Origin of the sequence: Pseudomonas sp. PB106 (genome assembly GCF_009764645.1) — a bacterium.
GTDB lineage: Bacteria > Pseudomonadota > Gammaproteobacteria > Pseudomonadales > Pseudomonadaceae > Aquipseudomonas.
In genome coordinates this window covers 54,927-77,860 of record NZ_RWIM01000017.1, presented here as the reverse complement: position 1 = coordinate 77,860, position 22,934 = coordinate 54,927, and the positions used below count along the sequence as shown (strand labels likewise).

At 58.8% G+C, this 22,934-nt stretch carries 19 protein-coding genes; 14 read left to right on the top strand and 5 right to left on the bottom strand.

From position 1 onward, the window contains the following. Window positions 1-25: 25 nt before the first annotated feature. The gene (lolA, locus tag EJA71_RS03160) at window positions 26-646 is read right to left on the bottom strand and encodes an outer membrane lipoprotein chaperone LolA (protein ID WP_090284343.1); all 621 of its coding nucleotides are present in this window, start codon (window positions 644-646) and stop codon (window positions 26-28) included. Window positions 647-711: 65 nt separating this feature from the next. Beyond that, window positions 712-3,141, bottom strand: a complete 2,430-nt coding sequence (locus EJA71_RS03155; RefSeq protein ID WP_178113646.1) for a DNA translocase FtsK — start codon at window positions 3,139-3,141, stop codon at window positions 712-714. 276 nt (window positions 3,142-3,417) lie between these two features. Between EJA71_RS03155 and trxB the strand changes: the two genes are divergently transcribed. The 4 genes from trxB to infA all read left to right on the top strand — a co-directional run bounded on the left by trxB (window position 3,418) and on the right by infA (window position 6,217). Beyond that, a complete protein-coding gene (trxB, locus tag EJA71_RS03150) occupies window positions 3,418-4,377 on the top strand; it encodes a thioredoxin-disulfide reductase (RefSeq protein ID WP_158954196.1) in 960 nt (319 codons plus the stop codon). 63 nt (window positions 4,378-4,440) lie between these two features. Further along, window positions 4,441-5,121: a leucyl/phenylalanyl-tRNA--protein transferase gene (gene aat / locus EJA71_RS03145; RefSeq protein ID WP_158954194.1), complete on the top strand. Its 681-nt coding sequence runs from the start codon at window positions 4,441-4,443 to the stop codon at window positions 5,119-5,121. Between the two features lie 57 nt (window positions 5,122-5,178). Continuing rightward, the gene (locus EJA71_RS03140; RefSeq protein ID WP_158954192.1) at window positions 5,179-5,886 is read left to right on the top strand and encodes an arginyltransferase; all 708 of its coding nucleotides are present in this window, start codon (window positions 5,179-5,181) and stop codon (window positions 5,884-5,886) included. 112 nt (window positions 5,887-5,998) lie between these two features. Continuing rightward, entirely contained in the window at window positions 5,999-6,217 is a 219-nt protein-coding gene (gene infA, locus EJA71_RS03135) for a translation initiation factor IF-1 (protein ID WP_002553999.1), read from the top strand. A gap of 830 nt (window positions 6,218-7,047) precedes the next feature. On the opposite strand, the gene clpA is transcribed toward infA, so the two are convergent. Together clpA and clpS are read right to left on the bottom strand one after the other, a co-directional pair. Beyond that, the gene (clpA, locus tag EJA71_RS03130) at window positions 7,048-9,318 is read right to left on the bottom strand and encodes an ATP-dependent Clp protease ATP-binding subunit ClpA (RefSeq protein ID WP_007964841.1); all 2,271 of its coding nucleotides are present in this window, start codon (window positions 9,316-9,318) and stop codon (window positions 7,048-7,050) included. 30 nt (window positions 9,319-9,348) lie between these two features. Beyond that, window positions 9,349-9,732, bottom strand: a complete 384-nt coding sequence (gene clpS / locus EJA71_RS03125) for an ATP-dependent Clp protease adapter ClpS (protein ID WP_011334948.1) — start codon at window positions 9,730-9,732, stop codon at window positions 9,349-9,351. Between the two features lie 225 nt (window positions 9,733-9,957). Between clpS and EJA71_RS03120 the strand changes: the two genes are divergently transcribed. After that, window positions 9,958-10,239 (top strand): cold shock domain-containing protein, encoded by a 282-nt coding sequence (locus EJA71_RS03120; RefSeq protein WP_158954190.1) that lies wholly within the window; start codon window positions 9,958-9,960, stop codon window positions 10,237-10,239. A gap of 77 nt (window positions 10,240-10,316) precedes the next feature. Here EJA71_RS03120 and icd read toward each other — a convergent pair whose 3' ends face one another. After that, entirely contained in the window at window positions 10,317-11,573 is a 1,257-nt protein-coding gene (icd, locus tag EJA71_RS03115) for an NADP-dependent isocitrate dehydrogenase (RefSeq protein WP_116030137.1), read from the bottom strand. A gap of 481 nt (window positions 11,574-12,054) precedes the next feature. Here icd and EJA71_RS03110 point away from each other — a divergent pair, with 481 nt between their 5' ends. From EJA71_RS03110 to aceA, 9 genes are all read left to right on the top strand, one after another. Then, window positions 12,055-14,280 (top strand): NADP-dependent isocitrate dehydrogenase, encoded by a 2,226-nt coding sequence (locus tag EJA71_RS03110; protein ID WP_077573618.1) that lies wholly within the window; start codon window positions 12,055-12,057, stop codon window positions 14,278-14,280. A gap of 205 nt (window positions 14,281-14,485) precedes the next feature. Further along, the gene (locus EJA71_RS03105; protein ID WP_158954187.1) at window positions 14,486-14,932 is read left to right on the top strand and encodes an NUDIX hydrolase; all 447 of its coding nucleotides are present in this window, start codon (window positions 14,486-14,488) and stop codon (window positions 14,930-14,932) included. A 59-nt stretch (window positions 14,933-14,991) separates the two neighbouring features. Next, window positions 14,992-16,116, top strand: coding sequence for a tRNA 2-thiouridine(34) synthase MnmA (gene mnmA, locus EJA71_RS03100; RefSeq protein WP_127928939.1), 1,125 nt, complete (start codon window positions 14,992-14,994; stop codon window positions 16,114-16,116). Continuing rightward, on the top strand, window positions 16,113-16,736 hold the full coding sequence (gene hflD / locus EJA71_RS03095; protein WP_007920199.1) for a high frequency lysogenization protein HflD: 624 nt from the start codon (window positions 16,113-16,115) through the stop codon (window positions 16,734-16,736). The genes mnmA and hflD overlap by 4 nt, the downstream gene beginning before the upstream one ends. A 126-nt stretch (window positions 16,737-16,862) precedes the next feature. Continuing rightward, the gene (purB, locus tag EJA71_RS03090) at window positions 16,863-18,233 is read left to right on the top strand and encodes an adenylosuccinate lyase (protein WP_003223822.1); all 1,371 of its coding nucleotides are present in this window, start codon (window positions 16,863-16,865) and stop codon (window positions 18,231-18,233) included. 86 nt (window positions 18,234-18,319) lie between these two features. Next, window positions 18,320-19,489, top strand: coding sequence for a cupin domain-containing protein (locus EJA71_RS03085; RefSeq protein WP_158954185.1), 1,170 nt, complete (start codon window positions 18,320-18,322; stop codon window positions 19,487-19,489). After that, entirely contained in the window at window positions 19,482-19,907 is a 426-nt protein-coding gene (locus EJA71_RS03080) for a GNAT family N-acetyltransferase (protein WP_158954182.1), read from the top strand. The genes EJA71_RS03085 and EJA71_RS03080 overlap by 8 nt, the downstream gene beginning before the upstream one ends. A gap of 233 nt (window positions 19,908-20,140) precedes the next feature. Then, window positions 20,141-20,902: a secretin N-terminal domain-containing protein gene (locus EJA71_RS03075; protein ID WP_158954179.1), complete on the top strand. Its 762-nt coding sequence runs from the start codon at window positions 20,141-20,143 to the stop codon at window positions 20,900-20,902. A 474-nt stretch (window positions 20,903-21,376) separates the two neighbouring features. Beyond that, window positions 21,377-22,702 (top strand): isocitrate lyase, encoded by a 1,326-nt coding sequence (gene aceA, locus EJA71_RS03070; protein ID WP_046817165.1) that lies wholly within the window; start codon window positions 21,377-21,379, stop codon window positions 22,700-22,702. Window positions 22,703-22,934: the final 232 nt, after the last annotated feature.

Here is a 22,934-nt window from a genome sequence, read left to right as displayed (position 1 = left end):
GCTCACTCCTACAGGGGTTTTGTGTTTATTCCTGGATCACGTCGGCACCCTTGGGGATGTCGAACTTGAACTTGGAGGCCGGGACCGCTTCGTTAGCCTTGACCCCGGTAAACAGGATGTTGGTGCGTTGACCGACGCTGTCGATCAGTTGCATGTCATTGAGCAGACCGTTGCGGAACGACAGACGCAGGTTGTCGAACAGGGTGTCCTTGGTTTTCGGCTTGAGAGTGAAGTCGATCACGCCGCCCGCCTCTTTCGCGCTGATATCGAAGCTCTGGCTGATCTTCGACACATCACCGGACAGCAGCAGCGCCGGGGTCTGGGTCAGACGTTCGTCGAGTTTCTTGATGGTCGCCTGTTCCAGATCCGGGTCCCACAGGGTGACTTTCTTGCCATCGGAGACCATGGTCTGCTCGGCCGGCGCGTTGGTGTGCCAGTAGAACAGGCCCGGACGCTGCAGGGTCATGTTGCCGGTGGTTTCCTGCAACTGGGTGCCGCTGCCGTCGAGGGTCAGCTGCGAGAAGTTCGCGCTCAGGGTCTTGGATGTTTCCAGCAATTGGGTCAAACGCGCCACATCCTTGTCATCGGCGTGAGCCGTGAGGGTGGTCAACGCCAGTACTGGCAACAGCATGCGGATAAGACGCATGGGAGTCCTCTTGAATACGTGTGGGAGAGCGGCGGAACATCATTGTCCCGCCTCTTGCTTTGCAATCAGTCGCGTACCGGGCCCGGGGCCAGGACTTCACGCGAACCGTTAGTGTTCATTGAGGTGACGACGCCGGCCATTTCCATGGCTTCGATCATCCGCGCGGCGCGGTTGTAACCGATCTTCAGCTTGCGCTGTACCGCAGAAATCGAGGCACGACGGCTTTCCAGGACGAACTGCACAGCTTCGTCATACAGCGCGTCGGCTTCCGGATCATCGCCATCGCCGCCACCGCTGCTGCCTTCGAAACCGCTGCCGGCTTCTTCGACGCCGTTAAGAATGTCGTCGTTGTATTCCGGTGCGCCACGCAGCTTCCACGCTTCCACCACGCGGTGAACTTCATCGTCGGAAACGAACGCGCCGTGAACCCGGATTGGCAGGCTGGTGCCCGGTGGCATGTAGAGCATGTCACCGTGGCCAAGCAATTGCTCGGCGCCGCCCTGGTCGATGATGGTTCGCGAGTCGATCTTGCTCGACACCTGGAACGCCATACGCGTCGGGATGTTGGCCTTGATCAGACCGGTGATCACGTCCACCGATGGCCGCTGGGTCGCGAGGATCAAGTGGATACCCGCCGCACGCGCCTTCTGGGCGATACGGGCGATGAGTTCTTCAACCTTCTTGCCGACGATCATCATCATGTCGGCGAATTCGTCGACCACCACCACGATGGTCGGTAGCTTCTGCAACAGGGGCGCTTCGTCGTGGATGCTTTCGCGCTTGTACAGCGGATCGCTCAACGGCTCGCCGGCGTCCTGGGCTTCCTTGACCTTGGCGTTGAAGCCGGACAGGTTTCGCACGCCCATCTTCGCCATGAGTTTGTAGCGTCGTTCCATCTCCGCCACGCTCCAGCGCAGGGCGTTGGCGGCGTCCTTCATGTCCGTCACAACCGGGCAAAGCAGATGCGGAATGCCTTCGTAGATCGACAGTTCCAACATCTTCGGGTCGATCATGATCAGCTTGGCGTCTTCCGGGCCGGACTTGAACAGGATCGACAGAATCATCGCGTTCACACCCACCGACTTACCGGAACCGGTCGTACCGGCCACCAGCAAGTGCGGCATCTTAGCCAGGTCGGTGATGACCGGCTTACCGCCAATGTCGTGACCGAGCGCCAGGGTGACCGGCGATTTGAAGTTGTCGTATTCAGGCGTCGACAGCACTTCGGAGAAGCGCACGATCTGCCGGTCTTCGTTGGGAATCTCGATACCGACCGTGGTCTTGCCCGGAATCACCTCAACCACCCGCACACTGGTCACGGCCAGCGAACGCGCAAGGTCTTTGGCGAGGTTGGCGATGCGGCTGACTTTGACGCCGGCGGCCGGCTGAATTTCGTAACGGGTAATCACCGGGCCCGGATGGATCGAGTCCACCGTGACTTCCACGCCGAATTCCTTGAGCTTGATCTCCAGCAAGTGGCCGACCGCTGCCAGGGATTCCGGCGAGTAATTGAGTTGTTTCTTTTCTGCAGGGTCGAGAATCGAGATCGGCGGCAAGGTGCCTTCCACGGCGCTGTCGACGAACAACGGCACCTGTTTCTCTTTCTGTACGCGCTTGCTTGGCTCGGGCGCTTTGACTGGCGCTGGCGCAATGACCGGCGGCACCTGCTTTTCGCGATCGGACATGTGCTTGCTCAGGGCTTGCTCACGCTCGATCAGGCGTTCTTTGACTTTGGCTTGTTCACGTTTATCGGTGACGGTTGGCGCGACGACATCGTGGACACGATCATCGACTTCACGCAGTTGCGCGACCAGTTGCTTGCGCTCGGTACGCGCCGACCACCAGCGGTTGAGCGCGCCCTGGAACAGTTCGAACAAATCGAGGGTGATCTTGCCAGTGACGTCCATGACCTTGAACCAGGACAGGTCGGTGAACACCGTCAGGCCAAACAGGAACAAGGCGATGAACAGCAGCGTGCTGCCCTGGATGTTCAGCGCGTTCTTCGCCAGATTGCCCAGGCTTTCGCCCAGCGCACCGCCAGCACCTGCCGGCAGACCCGACGCCGCGTGAAAATGCAGATGCGCCAGCGCAGCGCCGGACAGCACGAGAAACACCAGACCGATCAGGCGCCAGGAAAACAGCCAGCCGCTCCACTGCCACGGCTCGTGGCGCTGACGGAAGATCTGGTAGGCCTTGATCGCCAGCAACAACGGGAAAATGTAGGCGAAGTAACCGAGCACCATGAACAGGATATCGGCGCTATAGGAGCCCGCCGGGCCGCCGAAATTCTGTACGTCATCGATCTTGCTGTTGTGGCTCCAGCCCGGATCGTCCTTGCCGTAGGTCAGCAAAGCCATCATCAGGAACAGGCACAAGGCGCCGATGGCGATCAATGCACCTTCCTTGAGCCGGTAGTGCAACTGTTGGCGCCAGAGCGGAACGACTGTTTTTGGTGCTTCGGTGGATTTCTTCAAAACGCTTCTTTTCCTGCGCACGAGGCGCGTCCATCTATTGAATGACGACAAAAAACTGCCCAATCCAGGCAGGTAAAAAAGTTGACGGGCGCAACTGAGACTACTTTTAACACTGTGCTGGCGCTTTTATAAACACAGCGCACCGCGAACATTCTGTAACAGCCCGGCATTGTACGGGTTTGTGCGTCCGATGCCATGCTTCAAACCCCAGCATTGAGCATAGTCAAGCACACGGAACCCGCGATTCAATTTGAGCATGCATTACCTTTTGTGACAAAGGCTTATGAGGTGTATTTGATGAACGCAGCGAAGCATTCACGCCTGATCATTCTCGGCTCCGGCCCAGCCGGTTACAGCGCCGCGGTGTACGCCGCCCGCGCCAACCTCAAACCCGTAGTCATTACCGGGCTGCAGGCCGGTGGCCAGCTCACCACCACCGTCGAAGTCGATAACTGGCCCGGTGACGTCGAAGGCCTCACCGGCCCGGTACTGATGGAACGCATGCAGAAACACGCCGAACGCTTTGCCACAGAGATCGTTTACGACCACATCCACACCGCCAAGTTGCAGCAGCGCCCCTTTGAGCTGATTGGCGACAGCGGCACCTACACTTGCGACGCGTTGATTATTGCCACCGGCGCGTCGGCGCAATATCTGGGCCTGCCCTCAGAAGAGGCTTTCGCCGGCAAGGGTGTTTCTGCCTGCGCGACCTGTGACGGCTTTTTCTACCGCAATCAGGTGGTCGCGGTGGTCGGCGGCGGCAACACGGCGGTCGAGGAAGCGCTGTATTTATCGAACATCGCCAAAGAGGTGCACCTCATCCACCGTCGCGACAAACTGCGCTCGGAGAAAATCCTCCAGGACAAACTGTTCGAAAAAGCCGCCAACGGCAACGTGCGCCTGCACTGGAACCAGAATCTCGACGAAGTGCTCGGCGATGCCAGCGGCGTGACCGGCGCGCGTCTGCGCGACAGCCATACCGGCGAAACCCGCGAGCTGCCATTGGCCGGGGTGTTCATCGCTATCGGCCACAAACCCAACACCGACCTGTTCCAAGGGCAGTTGCCGATGCGCGACGGCTACTTGCTGATCAAGGGCGGCAGCGACGGCGACGCCACCTCTACCGAGATTCCTGGGGTGTTTGCCGCCGGCGATGTCGCCGACCATGTTTACCGTCAGGCTGTGACCTCAGCGGGCGCGGGCTGCATGGCCGCACTCGATGCCGAGAAGTATCTGGACGACATTCCTGTCATTTAACGGCACACTTTATCGCGGGCCGAACAGCCCGCACCGCCCTCCCCTTCTGCAAGCCTGGATGCCATGCTGACTTGGTTACAACGTAACTCCCTGACTTTTCCGCCACTGGAAAAAGCCATGCGCGATCCCAACGGACTGCTCGCCGCGGGTGGCGATTTGTCCGCTGATCGCTTGATCCAGGCTTACCGCCATGGCTGCTTTCCGTGGTTTTCCGAGGGTCAGCCGATTCTCTGGTGGTCGCCGGATCCGCGCACTGTGCTGTTTCCCGACGAACTGCATGTCTCGCGCAGCCTGGGTAAATTGCTGCGCAAAGAACGCTATCAAGTAACCTTCGATCAGGACTTCGACGCGGTGATACGCGCCTGCGCTGCGCCCCGGGATTACGCTGACGGCACCTGGATCACCGAAGCCATGCAGGACGCCTACGTTGAACTGCATCGGCGCGGCTTCGCCCATTCGGTGGAAGTTTGGGATGAGGGCGAGCTGGTCGGCGGCCTCTACGGCCTGGCCATGGGCCAATTGTTCTTCGGCGAATCGATGTTCAGTCGTGCCGACAATGCCTCGAAGTACGGCTTTGCCACGCTGGTGCGCCATTTGAAAGACTCAGGGTTCGTGCTGATCGACTGCCAGATGCCGACCGATCATCTGCACAGCCTCGGCGCCCGGGCGATCCCGCGCGACGAATTCGCTGATTATCTGGCTCGACACCTGGATCAACCCAGCCATGCCACTTGGGTTTGCTGAGCGACTTTTGCGCGCGTGGCTTACACTTAATTCACCAGCTTATCCCGAGGGTTGATCATGACCGAGTTGGCGCGTCTGAAGTTCTATGCCACTCAGCCTCACTCTTGCAGTTATCTGCCCGAGGAGCAGGCCACGACCCTGTTTCTCGACCCTAGCCAGCCCATGGATGTGCATGTCTACGCAGATCTGTCGGAAATGGGCTTTCGTCGCAGTGGCGATCATCTGTATCGGCCCCATTGCCAGAATTGCAATGCGTGCGTGCCTGCGCGCATTCCCGTGGCGCAGTTCACCCCTAATCGTCAGCAGAAGCGCATTTTCAAGCGCAACTTCGATTTGCAGGTGCGACCGGTCAAACCACAGTTCAGCGAAGAATATTTCGATCTGTACCAACGCTACATCGAACAACGGCATGCCGACGGCGACATGTACCCGCCGAGCCGAGATCAATTCTCGACGTTTCTGGTGCGCGACCTGCCCTTCTCCCGATTTTACGAATTCCGACTCGACGGACGGTTGCTCGCCGTGGCGGTGACTGACTTGCTGCCGAACGGCTTGTCAGCGGTCTACACCTTTTACGAACCCGACGAAGAACGCCGCAGTCTTGGCCGATTTGCCATCCTCTGGCAGATCGGCGAAAGCCAGCGCCTCGGGCTTGAGGCGGTTTATCTGGGTTACTGGATCAAGAACTGTAAAAAGATGAACTACAAGACCCAATATCGACCCATCGAATTGCTGATTAATCAGCGCTGGGTCATTCTCAACTAAACCCAAGCCGTAAACCCCTTGGCGTAAACCCCATTTTTCGGGCACAATGCACGCCGCTTTTGCCTGGCGCAGTTGCACCGGGCCATTCATTGGATACCGAGGGCTTTACTGCATGTCGAAAGAAGACAGCTTCGAAATGGAAGGCACTGTCGTCGACACCCTGCCCAACACCATGTTTCGTGTGGAGTTGGAAAATGGGCACGTCGTAACCGCGCATATTTCCGGCAAGATGCGCAAGAACTACATTCGTATTCTTACCGGTGACAAAGTGCGCGTCGAGCTGACGCCCTATGACTTGAGCAAAGGGCGCATTACTTACCGCGCTCGCTAATCAAGTCAATACAGAACGCCCGGTTTATGCCGGGCGTTTTTGTTTGTCTGCGTTTTGGGTTTTGGTCTTGTGTGTATATCCGTTGCTGCGGGTGCTGCTGCTGGCGGTTTCGCTCTTACAGCGACTCACTTTTCCAAACGCCGGAATGCCGGCCCAGCGAAAAGTAAGCAAAAGGCTTTGCCCCTGGCGTACGGCACTTCGCTGAGGCTCAGTGTTCCCTCGCTACGGTGTCCATCCGGGGGCATCGCCTACGGTTTGCTTCGCTGCACCTCCTCTCGATGTATGCGGCTTCGCCGCACGGTCGCTGCGCTCCCACCCCTGATGAACACCTACGCTCGGCCTGCCGATGGGGCAAAAGATCAATAGCCAAAGCCAAAGCCAAAGCCAAAGCCAAAGCAGATCAAAAGATCGCAGCCTTCGGCAGCTCCTACAAGAAACCCGCGGCGCAGCCGCACCACTCCAGGATGAGCGTTAGCTCGGCTGCAGCTTTTGATCTGTAGGGCGACGTCGGCAGGCTGAGTGGAGGGATTGATCCGGGGGTGGGAGCGCAGCGACCGTTTGGCGCAGCCAAACACAGCGAGAGGAGGTGCAGCGAAGCAAACCGTAGGCGCTGCCCCCGGATCGATCCCGGAGCGAAGGGACCCCGAGCCCCAGCGAGCGGGCCGCACGTAGGAACAAGCCTTTTGGGTTACCTTTTCGGCGTTTGGAAAAGGTGACCCGCCGTAAGGGCGGAACCCTAATCAGCAACACCCGCAGCAACGGATATACACACAAAAACCCCAGACAACAAAAAGGCGCCCGAAGGCGCCTTTCCAATCAACAACAAGCCGTCAGGCCATCTCAGCAGTAGTCTCGAAGTCAAACGTCAACTCACCATCCTTGATGTCGATGTGAACCACACCGCCATGCTCGGCCAGCTCGCCAAACAGAATCTCCTCCGCCAACGGACGCTTGATCTTGTCCTGAATCAGCCGCGCCATCGGCCGCGCACCCATCGCCGAGTCGTAACCACCCGCCGCCAGCCAACTGCGCGCCGCGTCGGTAACCTCAAGCAATACACGCTTGTCTTCCAGCTGCGCCTGAAGCTCGGTAAGGAACTTGTCCACCACACTCTTGATGACCTCATGACTGAGGCGACCAAACTGGATAATGGTGTCCAGACGGTTACGGAATTCCGGCGTGAAGCTCTTCTTGATCACTTCCATCGCATCGGACGAGTGGTCCTGATGGGTGAAACCGATCGAAGCGCGAGCTGCCGTTTCGGCACCGGCGTTGGTGGTCATGATCACGATCACGTTGCGGAAATCCGCCTTGCGCCCGTTGTTGTCGGTCAGCGTACCGTGATCCATCACCTGCAGCAGCAGGTTGAAGACTTCCGGATGCGCCTTCTCGATTTCATCGAGCAGCAATACGCAGTGCGGCTGCTTGGTGATCGCCTCGGTCAAAAGACCGCCCTGATCAAAACCGACATAGCCTGGAGGCGCACCGATCAAACGCGATACGGTGTGACGCTCCATGTACTCGGACATGTCGAAGCGAACCAGTTCGATGCCCAACGCCTTCGCCAACTGCCGCGCAGCCTCAGTTTTACCGACACCGGTCGGGCCTGCGAACAGGAACGAACCGACTGGCTTGTCCGGCGACTTGAGCCCGGCGCGCGACAACTTGATCGCGGTCGACAGCGAATCAATCGCCGCGTCCTGACCAAACACCGTCAGCTTCAGGTCTCGCTCCAGGTTACGCAGCAGTTCCTTGTCGGAGCTGGTGACGTGCTTCGGAGGAATACGTGCGATTTTCGCCACGATGTCTTCGACCTGCGGCACTTCAATACGCTTGACGCGCATCTCGACCGGTTGCAGACGCTGATAGGCGCCCGCCTCGTCAATCACGTCGATGGCCTTGTCCGGCATGTGCCGGTCATTGATGTAGCGCGATGCCAGTTCAGCAGCGGCGCGCAACGACTCATCGCTGTATTCGATATTGTGATGCTGTTCGAAACGCCCTTTCAGGCCGCGCAGGATACCGATGGTGTCTTCCACCGACGGTTCGACGACATCGACCTTCTGGAAGCGACGTGCCAGGGCACGATCCTTCTCGAAGATGCCGCGAAATTCCTGGAACGTGGTCGAGCCGATGCAGCGAATGTCGCCAGACGACAGCAGCGGCTTGAGCAGATTCGAAGCGTCCATGACCCCGCCCGACGCAGCGCCCGCACCGATAATGGTGTGGATCTCGTCGATAAAGAGGATCGCCTGCGGACGTTTTTTCAGTTCATTGAGCAGCGCCTTGAAGCGCTTCTCGAAATCACCGCGATACTTGGTGCCCGCGAGCAGAGCGCCAAGGTCGAGCGAGTAGACAACGCTGTTAGCCAGCAGATCCGGCACCTGGTTGTCGACAATGCGCTTCGCCAGGCCTTCGGCAATCGCGGTTTTACCCACGCCAGCCTCGCCAACCAGCAGCGGATTGTTTTTACGCCGACGCGCGAGAATCTGCGCGACACGCTCGACTTCCGATTCGCGGCCGACCAGCGGATCAATGCGACCCTGGCGCGCGAGTTCGTTGAGGTTGCTGGCATAAGCATCCAGAGGATTGCCTGAAGAAGAAGACTCACCGCCCTCGTCGTCCTGCATATCTTGCTCACCTTCAGAGTGATCGCCATGCCCCGGCACTTTGGAAATGCCGTGAGCGATGTAGTTGACGACATCGATGCGCGCAACGCTCTGCTGTTTCAGCAGAAACACTGCCTGACTCTCTTGCTCACTGAAGATTGCAACCAGCACGTTGGCGCCGGTTACTTCGCGTTTGCCCGAGCTCTGTACGTGGAAAACAGCACGTTGCAGTACACGCTGGAAGCCCAAAGTTGGCTGGGTTTCACGATCTTCGTCATGAACGGGGATCAGTGGCGTGGTGGAGTCGATGAACTCCTGCAGGTCGTGCTTGAGTTTGTCGAGGTTTGCGCCGCAGGCACGCAAAACGGTGGCGGCAGCCTCATTGTCCAATAGGGCCAGCAGAAGGTGTTCGACGGTCATGAACTCATGACGTTTCGAACGAGCCTCCTTGAAGGCAAGATTGAGGGTGACTTCGAGCTCGCGGTTTAACATAGCTTCACCTCATACCCAAGTGGTCGGCGATTAACCGTCCTTCTCGATTTCACAGAGTAGCGGATGCTGGCTTTCCCTGGCGTACTGGTTGACCTGCATGGCCTTTGTCTCGGCGATGTCGCGGGTAAACACTCCACATACTGCCCGTCCTTCTGTGTGGACGGCCAGCATGACCTTGGTCGCCAGCTCGCGATTCAGGTTAAAAAACACCTCGAGCACTTCGACGACGAAATCCATCGGTGTGTAGTCATCATTAAACAAAACCACCTTGTACATCGGCGGCGCCTGTAACGCAGGCTTTGCTTCCTGAACAGCAACGCCTGCCGAATCGTCGTCGTGCTCCTGTGGAAGATCCTTTTGGAGAAGCGGGCGATCCTGATTGAATGTTAGTCGAATCTGGCTGATTGCATGCATGGGAAAGAAAGGTTCGTCAGTTGTGCAAATACAGTGGTGGGGGCGGCTGTCCACGTTTTCAACTCCGACTGCCCGGTCACCTTGACTATCGGGAAAACGGTGTTACAACCAATAGAGCCCACAGTGGGTAAAAAAGATCCGCGGAGTCAATTCTTTTATCGGATTCGATTGCGGATGTTCTGGATGATACTCCAGCGTTGGAGTCTGTTGCAGAGGGATTTGAGCATGGCTGTCGGCAAGGTGAAATGGTTCAACAATGCCAAGGGATTCGGCTTTATCAATACCGACGCCCGCGAAGGCCGCGACGAGGATGGCAAAGACATCGATTTCTTCGCGCATTACTCCGCCATCGAAATGGATGGTTACAAGACCCTGAAAGCGGGGCAACTGGTGAAATTCGATATCGTGCAAGGCCCCAAAGGCCTGCATGCCGTGAAGATTTGCGCGGCTGACGCCGTCCAGGAAGCAACCCCGGTTGCGACTCACGAGGAAAAAGTGACCAGCTGAAGCCTCAGACTCTTCAGCCATAAAAAAACCGCCTGACTCAATTCATCGAGTCAGGCGGTTTTTGTGTGCCCGCGTTTTTACATGTGCGAGATCAGCGCATCGCCGAAGCCCGAAGACGAAACCAGTTTGGCGCCGTCCATCAGTCGTTCGAAGTCATAGGTCACGGTCTTGGCACCGATGGCGCCGTTGGTACCCTTGATGATCAGATCCGCCGCTTCAGTCCAGCCCATGTGGCGCAGCATCATTTCTGCCGAGAGAATCAGCGAACCCGGGTTGACCTGATCCTTGCCGGCGTATTTCGGCGCGGTGCCGTGGGTGGCTTCGAACATCGCCACGGTGTCGGACAGGTTGGCGCCCGGCGCGATACCGATACCGCCCACTTCCGCCGCCAGGGCGTCGGAGAGGTAGTCACCGTTGAGGTTGAGGGTCGCGATCACGTCGTATTCGGCCGGGCGCAGCAGGATCTGCTGGAGCATAGCGTCGGCGATGGCGTCTTTGACCACAACGTTCTTGCCGGTTTTCGGGTTTTTGAACTGCATCCACGGACCGCCGTCGAGCAAGGTCGCGCCGAATTCTTCGGCGGCCACTTCGTAGGCCCATTCCTTGAAGGCACCTTCGGTGAACTTCATGATGTTGCCTTTGTGCACGATGGTCAGCGAATCGCGGTCGTTATCGACCACATATTGCAGGGCCTTGCGTGCCAGACGCTTGGTGCCTTCCAGCGACACCGGTTTGACGCCGATGCCGCAGTTTTCGTCGAAACGGATCTTGGTGACGCCCATTTCTTCTTTAAGGAATTTGATGACCTTGGTGGCTTCCGGCGAACCGGCCTTCCACTCGATACCGGCATAGATGTCTTCGGAGTTCTCGCGGAAGATGGTCATGTCGACGTCGCCGGGCTTTTTCACCGGGCTCGGCACGCCTTCGAACCAACGCACCGGGCGCAGGCAGACGTACAGGTCGAGCTGCTGACGCAGGGCCACGTTCAGCGAGCGGATGCCGCCACCGACCGGCGTGGTCAGCGGGCCCTTGATGGAAACCACATAATCCTTGACTGCATCGAGGGTTTCCTGAGGCAGCCAGGTGTCCTGATCGTAAACCTGAGTGGCTTTTTCCCCGGCGTAGACTTCCATCCAGGAAATCTTGCGTTTACCGCCGTATGCCTTTTGAACTGCAGCATCGACAACCTTGATCATCACCGGACTGATGTCGACACCAATGCCGTCACCTTCGATGAAGGGGATGATCGGGTTATCAGGAACATTGAGAGAATGGTCTGCGTTGACGGAGATTTTGTCGCCGACGGCTGGAACCTGAATCTTCTTGTAACCCATGCTGAACTCCATTGTTTGGATTGAACATCTGGCTTGGTTCGAGCGTAACCCAGTTAAATCAACACGCAAACCCTCTGTCTCCGGCAATCGCACAACTCGTTTCGTACAACCCTGAAAGCAAAGGGAAAAGCGCCAAACTCAAGCATTCCCATTGACCTTAGTCGCCATCCCGCCCTGCGACCTTTAGACCAATGGACGAGATTCGTTGCATATGAACCATCGGCAGATTGCCAGCTACCTATGTATAATGCCGCCCGCTGACCACAGGGTCACGACGGCTGGCCTCTCTAGTACGAGACTTTCCGCCTGATTGGTCGGGTTGTTACCGCAGCCTGACTGCTTGACGCTCTACTGATGCACCCAACATCACCGCGAAGAATCTCGACATTCGGTTCATGGATGACTTTGAACGAACGCGCTTACCCGGCGCCCCTCGAGTTTCTGCGCACGCTTTAGCAAAGAAGAGAGAGTTAATCCGAATATGCCCACCCGCTCGAAGATCATCTATACCTTCACCGACGAAGCTCCTGCCCTCGCCACCTATTCCCTGCTGCCGATCATCGAGGCTTACACCGCCTCGGCCGATATCGCCGTGGAAACCCGCGATATCTCTCTTGCAGCACGCATCCTGGCAAGCTTCCCCGAGCAACTGGGCGACAAAGCCGTAGCCGACCACCTCGCCGAACTGGGCGACCTGGCCGTTACGCCTGAAGCCAACATCATCAAGCTGCCGAACATCAGCGCTTCGGTTCCACAGCTGCAAGCCGCGATCAAAGAGCTGCAAGCCCAGGGTTACAACCTGCCGGACTACCCGGAAACCGTGACCAGCGACGCCGACAAAGACGCCAAGGCGCGTTACGACAAGGTCAAGGGCAGCGCCGTGAACCCGGTTCTGCGTGAAGGCAACTCCGACCGTCGCGCACCGCTGTCGGTGAAGAACTACGCGCGCAAGCACCCGCACAAAATGGGCGCTTGGGCCAAAGACTCCAAGTCCCACGTCGCTCACATGAGCACCGGCGATTTCTACGGCAGCGAAAAAGCTGCCCTGATCGACGCCGCTGACGCCGTGAAGATCGAGCTGATCGCCAAAGACGGTACCGCTACCGTTCTGAAAGAAAAAACCACCGTTCAGGCCGGCGAGATCCTCGACTGCGCCGTGATGAGCAAAAACGCCCTGCGTGCGTTCATCGCTGCCGAAATCGAAAGCGCCAAGGCCCAAGGCGTGCTGCTGTCGGTTCACCTGAAAGCGACCATGATGAAGGTCTCCGACCCGATCATGTTCGGCCAGATCGTTGCCGAGTTCTATAAAGACGCACTGACCAAGCACGCTGACGTGCTGGCCGAGATCGGCTTCAACCTGAACAACGGCATTGGCGACCTGTACGCCCGCATCAAGGCCCTGCCGGCCGAGCAGCAAGCACAGATCGAAGCCGACATGGCGGCGGTCTACGCCGCTCGTCCGTCGCTGGCGATGGTCAACTCCGACAAAGGCATCACCAACCTGCACGTACCGAGCGACGTTATCGTCGACGCCTCGATGCCAGCGATGATCCGTGACTCCGGCAAAATGTGGGGCACCGACGGCCAGCTGCACGACACCAAGGCTGTGATCCCGGACCGTTGCTACGCAACCATCTACCAGGCCGTGATCGAAGACTGCAAAGCCAATGGCGCTTTCGACCCGACCACCATGGGCAGCGTGCCAAACGTTGGTCTGATGGCGAAGAAAGCCGAAGAGTACGGCTCGCACGACAAGACCTTCCAGATCAAGGCTGACGGCGTGGTTCGCGTCACCGACAGCAAGGGCAACCTGCTGATGGAACAGGCTGTTGAAGCCGGCGACATCTTCCGCATGTGCCAGACCAAAGACGCGCCGATCCAGGACTGGGTCAAACTGGCCGTCAACCGTGCTCGCGCCAGCAGCACGCCAGCGATCTTCTGGCTCGACCCAATGCGCGCTCACGATGGCGTAGTGATCGAGAAAGTTCAGGCTTACCTGAAGGATCACGACACTGCCGGTCTGGACATCCAGATCATGGCGCCAGTCGACGCGATGAAGTACACCCTGCAGCGCACCCGCGAAGGCAAGGACACCATTTCGGTGACCGGCAACGTACTGCGCGACTACCTGACTGACTTGTTCCCGATCATGGAACTGGGCACCAGCGCCAAGATGCTGTCGATCGTGCCGCTGATGAACGGCGGTGGCCTGTTCGAAACCGGCGCCGGCGGTTCGGCTCCGAAGCACGTGCAGCAACTGGTTGAAGAGAACTTCCTGCGCTGGGATTCGCTGGGCGAGTTCCTCGCACTGGCGGCGTCCCTTGAGCATCTGGGCGTGAACTACAACAACCCGAAGGCGCTGGTACTGTCGAAAACCCTGGATCAGGCGACTGGCCAGTTCCTCGACAACAACAAGTCGCCATCGCGCAAAGTCGGCAATATCGACAACCGCGGCAGCCACTTCTACCTGGCGATGTACTGGGCTCAGGCCCTGGCTGCCCAGACCGAAGACGCTGCACTGCAAGCGCAGTTCGCGACGCTGGCCAAGACACTGACCGAGAACGAAGCAACCATCGTTGCCGAGCTCAACGCCGTTCAGGGCAAGCCAGTCGACATCGGCGGTTACTACCACGCCAATGCCGAGCTGATCAGCAAGGCCATGCGCCCAAGCGCAACCCTCAACGCGGCGATTGCTGCGCTGGTTTAAGGTTGTAAAGGGAACATCACAAACCCCGGCCTCGTGCCGGGGTTTGTGTTTCCGGGTTTTATGATCACCACAAAACCCTGTGGGAGCTGGCTTGCCAGCGATAGCGGTGGATCAGTCACCTACAATGCTGAATGATAGGCCGCCATCGCTGGCAAGCCAGCTCCCACAGGGATCGGGTTCCAATATTCAAAAACGAGGACACCGTATGGAATGGCTCCCCCACATCACCGTCGCCACCATCGTCGAGGACAACGGCCGCTTCCTGATGGTTGAAGAACACAAGGCCGGGCGCAACGTGCTGAATCAGCCCGCCGGCCACCTCGACCCGGACGAAACCCTGATCGAAGCCGCAGTCCGCGAAACCCTCGAAGAAACCGGTTGGGACGTAGAACCCACCGGTGTCATCGGCATTTACCTGTACACCGCGCCGAGCAACGGCGTGACCTACCAGCGTGTGTGCTTCAGCGCCAAAGCGGTGAAACATCACCCGGATTACCAATTGGACGACGGCATCGTCGGCGCCAAGTGGCTGACCCGTGACGAATTAATGGCTCAACGCGACAACTGGCGCAGCGAGCTGATCATCCGCTGCATTGACGATTATCTGGCGGGCAATCACTTCGGCCTCGAACTGATCCGCCCTTCTCTTTAGCCTTGAGGCCGTGAGCCTGATAGAATCGCGTCCTTTTTCAAGACACTCATTGAATCCCTATGCGTGATCCAGCCCCTTCTGACACATCCAAGAAGCGCGTCATTGTCGGCATGTCCGGCGGCGTGGACTCTTCCGTTTCCGCTCTCCTGCTGATCGAGCAGGGTTACGAGGTGGAAGGCCTGTTCATGAAGAACTGGGAAGAAGACGACGGAACGGAATACTGCACCGCCATGGACGACCTGGCGGATGCCCAGGCTGTCTGCGACAAAATCGGCATCAAGCTGCACACCGCCAACTTCGCCGCCGAGTACTGGGACAACGTGTTCGAGCACTTCCTGGCCGAATACAAGGCCGGTCGCACGCCGAACCCGGACATCCTGTGTAACCGCGAGATCAAGTTCAAGGCGTTCCTCGACTACGCCATGATGCTCGGCGCCGACCTGATCGCCACCGGCCACTACGTGCGCCGCCGCGACATCGATGGCCGCACCGAACTGCTCAAAGGCCTCGATCCGAACAAGGATCAGAGCTACTTCCTGCACGCCGTTGGCGGCGAACAGATCGCCAAGACCCTGTTCCCGGTCGGCGAACTGGAAAAGCCGGAAGTACGTGCGATTGCCGAGAAATACGAGCTGGCGACCGCCAAGAAAAAGGATTCCACAGGGATCTGCTTCATCGGCGAGCGTCGTTTCAGCGACTTCCTCAAGCAATATCTGCCAGCGCAACCGGGCGAAATCAAAACCACCGAAGGCGAAGTCATCGGCCGTCACCACGGCTTGATGTATCACACCATCGGCCAGCGTCAGGGCCTCGGTATTGGCGGCCTGAAAGACGCTGGCGATGAGCCGTGGTACGTGCTGCGCAAGGATCTCGACACCAACGAACTGATCGTCGGCCAGGGCAACAACCATCCGTGGCTGTTTTCCGGCGCCTTGCTCGCCTCGGAAATCTATTGGGTCAACCCGATCGATCTGAGCCAGCCGCTGCGCCTGACCGCCAAAGTGCGTTATCGCCAGAGCGACCAAGCCTGCACCCTGGAAAAAACCGCCAGCGGCTATCGCGCCGTGTTCGACGAGCCGCAACGCGCGGTGACGCCGGGCCAGTCCGTGGTGTTCTATGACGGTGAAATCTGCCTCGGCGGCGGCGTGATCGAAGTCGCCGAGCCGTGGAGCGGCCAGGCATGAGCCCGACTCAGGAGCAACTGACGGCGCTCGGCGGCGTGTTTCTCGCTGCCGTGCTGGTCGACCGGATCGCCAAGACCGGCCAGACCAGCGAGGCCGGCCTGACCTGCATGCTCGGCAGTCTGCTGGTGCGCGACCCGAAGGACACGCTGGACGTTTACGGCGGTGACGACCTCAATCTGCGCGAAGGTTACCGAGCGTTGATCGGCGCCCTCGAACGCGACCCGAGCACTTTGCAACGCGAACCGCTGCGTTATGCCCTGTCGATGCTCGGTCTGGAACGTCAACTGGCCAAGCGTGACGACATGCTCGACACCATCGGCAAGCGCCTGCCGCAGATCCAGTCGCAGGTCGAGCACTTCGGCCCGGCCCACGAAAACGTGGTCGCCGCCTGCGGCGCGCTGTATCAGGACACCCTGAGTACCCTGCGCCAACGCATTCAGGTGCACGGCGACATGCGCAACCTGCAGCAACCGAGCAACGCCTCGAAGATTCGCGCCCTTCTGCTCGCCGGCATTCGTTCGGCGCGCCTGTGGCGACAGCTCGGCGGCCATCGCTGGCAGTTGGTGATCAGCCGGCGCAAGCTGCTCAAAGAGCTGTATCCGTTGATGCGCAGCGAGTAAACGCCACGCAATAAAAGCTTTGTAGTCTGTAACGCGTAATACGCCGGTCAGTTGGCAACGGACCGGCGGATTTTTTCATGTATGATACGCGCCCCATTTCGTTGCCCGACTGTCCGAGAACACCCCATGCAGCTTTCTTCGCTCACTGCGGTTTCCCCTGTTGACGGCCGCTACGCCGGCAAAACCCAGGCCCTGCGCCCGATTTTCAGCGAGTACGGCCTGATCCGTGCCCGTGTTCTGGTTGAAGTGCGCTGGCTCCAGCGCCTGGCCGCCCACGCTGGTATCCCTGAAGTGCCAGCCTTCTCCGCCGAGGCCAACGCCGTTCTCAATGAACTGGCTGAAAACTTCTCGCTGGAGCACGCCGAGCGCGTCAAAGAGATCGAGCGCACCACCAACCACGACGTCAAAGCGATCGAATACCTACTCAAAGAGCAGGCGGCCAAGCTGCCGGAGCTGGCCAAGGTCAGCGAGTTCATCCACTTTGCCTGCACCAGCGAAGACATCAACAATCTGTCCCACGCCCTGATGCTGCGCGAAGGCCGTGACGACGTGATGCTGCCGCTGATGCGCCAGACTGCCAACGCCATCCGCGAACTGGCCATCCGTTTCGCTGACGTTCCGATGCTGTCGCGCACCCACGGTCAACCAGCCTCCCCGACCACTCTGGGTAAAGAGCTGGCGAACGTGGTTTACCGTCTCGAGCGTCAAATCGCTCAGGTCGCTGCCGTGCCGCTGCTGGGCAAGATCAACGGCGCTGTCGGTAACTATAACGCGCACCTGTCGGCCTACCCGCAGATCGACTGGGAAGCCAACGCCCGCGCCTTCATCGAAGACGAGCTGGGCCTGGGCTTCAACCCGTACACCACGCAGATCGAACCGCACGACTACATCGCCGAGCTGTTCGACGCGATCGCGCGCTTCAACACCATCCTGATCGACTTCGACCGTGACATCTGGGGCTACATCTCCCTGGGTTACTTCAAGCAGCGCACCATAGCTGGCGAAATCGGTTCGTCGACCATGCCGCACAAGGTCAACCCGATCGACTTCGAAAACTCCGAAGGCAACCTGGGCATCGCCAACGCACTGTTCCAGCACCTGGCGAGCAAACTGCCGATCTCCCGCTGGCAGCGCGACCTGACCGACTCCACCGTACTGCGCAACCTCGGTGTCGGCTTCGCCCACAGCGTGATCGCCTACGAAGCCAGCCTCAAAGGCATCAGCAAACTGGAGCTCAACGAGCAGAAGATTGCCGCTGACCTCGACGCTTGCTGGGAAGTGTTGGCTGAGCCGATCCAGACCGTGATGCGCCGCTACAACATCGAAAACCCGTACGAAAAACTGAAAGAACTGACCCGTGGTAAGGGCATCAGTCCCGAAGCGTTGCAGACTTTCATCGATGGCCTGGACATGCCAGCCGAAGCGAAAGCCGAGCTCAAGCAACTGACCCCGGCCAACTACATCGGCAACGCTGTAGCGCAAGCCAAACGCATCTGATCGACCGTTTGACCCGTTTGAGACGCCCGGCCGCGCCGGGCGTTTTTATTCCCGTCTGAAAAGTGCTTTTTTTCAATAGGTTACATATGAATTCCGACATTCCTCTTCAACTTCTGGGCGGCATCACGGCGCGCGAATTCCTGCGCGATTACTGGCAGAAAAAGCCACTGCTGATCCGTCAGGCGATTCCTGACTTCGAAAGCCCGATCGACGCCGACGAACTGGCCGGCCTGGCCCTGGAAGAAGAAGTCGAATCGCGCCTGGTGATCGAGCACGGCGAGCGCCCATGGGAACTGCGTCGCGGCCCGTTCGCTGAAGACGAGTTCAGCAAATTGCCGGAAAAAGAGTGGACCCTCCTGGTTCAAGCAGTTGACCAGTTCGTCCCGGAAGTCAGCGAGCTGCTGGAAAACTTCCGCTTCCTGCCGAGCTGGCGCGTCGATGACGTGATGATCAGCTTCGCCGCCCCGGGTGGCAGCGTCGGTCCGCACTTCGACAACTACGACGTGTTCCTGCTGCAAGGCCACGGCAAGCGCAACTGGAAAATCGGCCAGATGTGCGATTCCGAGAGCCCGCTGCTGCAACACGCGGATCTGCGCATCCTCGCTGAATTCCACGAGACCGAAGAGTGGACGCTGGAACCGGGCGACATGCTCTACCTGCCGCCGCGTCTGGCTCACTGCGGTGTCGCCGTCGACAACTGCATGACCTACTCGGTAGGCTTCCGTGCGCCAAGCGCTTCCGAAGTGCTGACTCACTTCACCGACTTCCTCAGCCAGTTCCTGACTGACGAAGAGCGCTACACCGACGCCGACGCGCAGCCAGCCGCTGACCCGCATCAGATTCAACACGATGCGCTGGATCGCCTGAAAAGCCTGCTGGCCGAGCACATGAGCGACGAGCGTCTGCTGCTGACCTGGTTCGGCCAGTACATGACCGAGCCGCGCTATCCAGAGCTGGTGGTTGGCCCGGAAGACGTCGAAGAAGAAGACTTCCTTAGCGCTCTGCAGGATGGCGCGATCTTGATCCGCAACCCGAGCGCGCGTCTGGCCTGGTCGGAAGTCGATGACGATCTGCTGTTGTTCGCCAGCGGCCAGAGCCGTTACCTGCCGGGCAAGCTGCGCGAACTGCTGAAGCTGATCTGCGCCGCTGATGCCCTGCATACCGAGAACCTCGGTGAGTGGCTGAACGACGAAGACGGTCGCGGCCTGCTCTGCGAACTGGTCAAGCAAGGCAGCCTGGGGTTCGCTGATGAATAAAATTCGCGTTCGTGTCGCAGACTGGCAGAAGGACATCGCCGAGATCCGGCGCATTCGTGAAACGGTGTTCATTGCCGAGCAATCGGTGCCACCTGAATTGGAGTGGGACGCGGACGACGCGACCGCCGTGCATTTCCTCGCGTTTGAAGGCGACTTTCCGATCGGCACTGCGCGCTTGCTGCCTGATGGGCACATCGGTCGGGTTTCGGTGCTGAAAGACTGGCGCGGGATGAAGGTTGGCGATGCACTGATGCAAGCGGTCATCGCTGAAGCGGAAGCGCGCGGCTTGAAAGAGCAGATGCTCAGCGCGCAAGTGCAAGCCACGGCGTTCTATGAGCGCCTGGGTTTCAGCCTGGTCAGCGAGGAATTCCTCGAAGCCGGGATTCCGCATGTCGACATGGTTCGGCATTCGGGTTGAGCTCTGCCCTGATCGTTCCCACGCTCTGCGTGGGAACGCCTCTCGGGAGGCTCCGCGTCTCATGCGGCATGTGACGCAGAGCGTCACTGGCTGCATTCCCACGCAGAGCGTGGGAACGATCACGCCCCGCCATTTTCGGATGCCGGGGCGTTTTGCTGTCTACGATTCAACTTGGCCCACCCAAGGCCGACAAACTGGCAATATCAAGCCTTTCGAAAGCGGAGATAACGGACATGTCCCTACGCACCCTGCTCACCACCCTGCTGCTCGGCTGCAGTTTTTCGGTGATGGCAGCCACAGAAATCGTGCCTCTCAATTACCGCACCAGCACCGACATGCTGCCAATGGCGCAAGACTTCCTCGGCAAGGACGGTCAGGTCAGCGCCTACGGCAATCAACTGATCATCAAAGCCGAACCGGACAAGATCCAGGAGCTGAAAGCGCTGATCACCCAGCTCGACACTGCGCCGAAACGTCTGCTGATCACCGTCGACACCAACGAAAACAATGGCCGGGGCGATGAGGGTTATTCGATCAATGGCGCGCAGCCAAGTCAGACCCGCATCATCAGCCGCAGCACCACCAGCCGTAATGGCGGCGTACAACAGGTACAAGCCAGCGAAGGCATGCCGGCGCTGATCCAGGTCGGGCAAAGCGTGCCGATCACCAGCAGCCAGAGCAATTCCTACGGCGATTACAGCAGCCAGACTCAATACCGCAACGTCACACAAGGGTTCTACGTCACCGCCAGCGTCACCGGCGACATCGTTCATCTGGCGATCACTACCAATAATGACCGCATGAGCCAGGAACGTTCCGATGTAGTGAACGTGCAAAGCACCGACACAACCGTCAGCGGACGCCTGGGTGAGTGGATCACCCTCGCCGGCGTCAACAGCCAGACCCAGGCTGATAAACAGGGCCTGACCCGCAGCTACTCGACTCAAGGCCGGGATGACATGACCTTGCGGGTGAAAGTCGACACGTTGGACTAAAGCACCAAAAACTGACTGATTAGTCGTATTAGACGAAAGATGTAGTGCTTGAAAAAAAGCACTACAAAACGTTTGACGAGGCAAAAAAGCGAAGGCATGATGGCCTCGCTCCCGCTAATCAGAGGCCCTGGCAAGGGCCTTCGAAGCGATGTTCGCACCTACCCCGCGAACCGTTTCGTGTCTGTACCGCCCACAAGGTGTGTTTGACGAGGTTGCCGACTGGAACGAAGTTGTCCCGAGGGACGGAAGCGTAATTAGGTAACCCGGCTCCACACTGTAGACCGTATAGAGGCCCACGACGCCCGAATGCGCCCGCAGTCCGCCACTACCTGCTCACTTCCCCTCGAGCCCATCGTTCATCCCGTCGCCTACCCCGCCGAATCCGACTTGACCACCTAAGCTTCTGGTCAGCGAGCGCAGGAATTTTCCACCGCAGAACAACTTTTCATAAAAGACGCGACGAGGTTTATCTCCATGGCACTGACACGCGAACAGCAAATTGCAGCCCTCGAAAAAGACTGGGCTGAAAACCCGCGCTGGAAAGGCGTGACACGCACTTACTCCGCTGCTGACGTCGTCCGTCTGCGTGGCTCGGTTCAACCTGAGCACACCTTTGCAAAAATGGGCGCCGAGAAGCTGTGGAACCTGGTCACCCAGGGTGCCAAGCCAGCCTTCCGTCCTGAGAAAGATTTCGTCAACTGCATGGGCGCCCTGACCGGCGGCCAGGCTGTTCAACAGGTTAAAGCCGGTATCCAGGCGATCTACCTGTCGGGCTGGCAAGTGGCTGCGGACAACAACTCCGCAGAATCCATGTACCCAGACCAGTCGCTGTACCCGGTGGATTCGGTTCCAACCGTGGTCAAGCGCATCAACAACTCGTTCCGTCGTGCTGACCAGATCCAGTGGAAAGCCGGCAAAAACCCGGGCGACGATGGCTACATCGACTACTTCGCGCCAATCGTGGCTGACGCTGAAGCCGGTTTCGGCGGCGTACTGAATGCTTACGAGCTGATGAAGAGCATGATCGAAGCAGGCGCCGCCGGCGTTCACTTCGAAGACCAACTGGCTTCCGTGAAAAAATGCGGTCACATGGGCGGTAAAGTACTGGTTCCTACCCAGGAAGCCGTACAGAAGCTGACCGCTGCACGTCTGGCTGCCGACGTTGCTGGTACCCCGACCATCATTCTGGCCCGTACCGACGCGAACGCCGCTGACCTGCTGACCTCCGATTGCGACCCGTACGACCAGCCGTTCGTGACTGGCGAGCGCACTCAGGAAGGTTTCTACAAGGTCCGTGCCGGTCTGGATCAAGCCATCGCTCGTGGCCTGGCTTACGCGCCGTACGCCGACCTGATCTGGTGCGAAACTGCCAAGCCGGATCTGGACGAGGCTCGTCGCTTCGCCGAAGCGATCAAAAAGGAATACCCGGACCAACTGCTGTCGTACAACTGCTCGCCTTCCTTCAACTGGAAGAAAAACCTGGACGACGCGACCATCGCCAAGTTCCAGCGCGAACTGTCCGCCATGGGTTACAAGCACCAGTTCATCACCCTGGCCGGCATTCACAACATGTGGCACAGCATGTTCAACCTGGCGCACGACTACGCCCGCAACGACATGACCGCCTACGTGAAACTGCAGGAGCAGGAGTTCGCTGACGCCGCCAAGGGTTACACCTTCGTGGCTCACCAGCAGGAAGTGGGCACCGGCTACTTCGACGACATGACCACCGTGATTCAAGGTGGCTCGTCTTCGGTAACCGCACTGACCGGTTCGACTGAAGAAGAACAGTTCCACTGATTCTGCTACGCCTGAGCAAACGGCCTTTGCGGATCGGATAGAAAGCTAACCGCAGAGCCGCAAAACTGACGCCCCGACTGGTTCGGGGCGTTTTTTTGTCTGCGATTCGGCAATTTCCTAAAACAGCCGCCCCGTTCATTCCCATCCTTGGCACTCCCCCGCCAAACCTCCATCACCTGTGACGACAGTTCACACCCTCTTTGAACCGTTTGGGGCTAATGCCCTCTTCTAT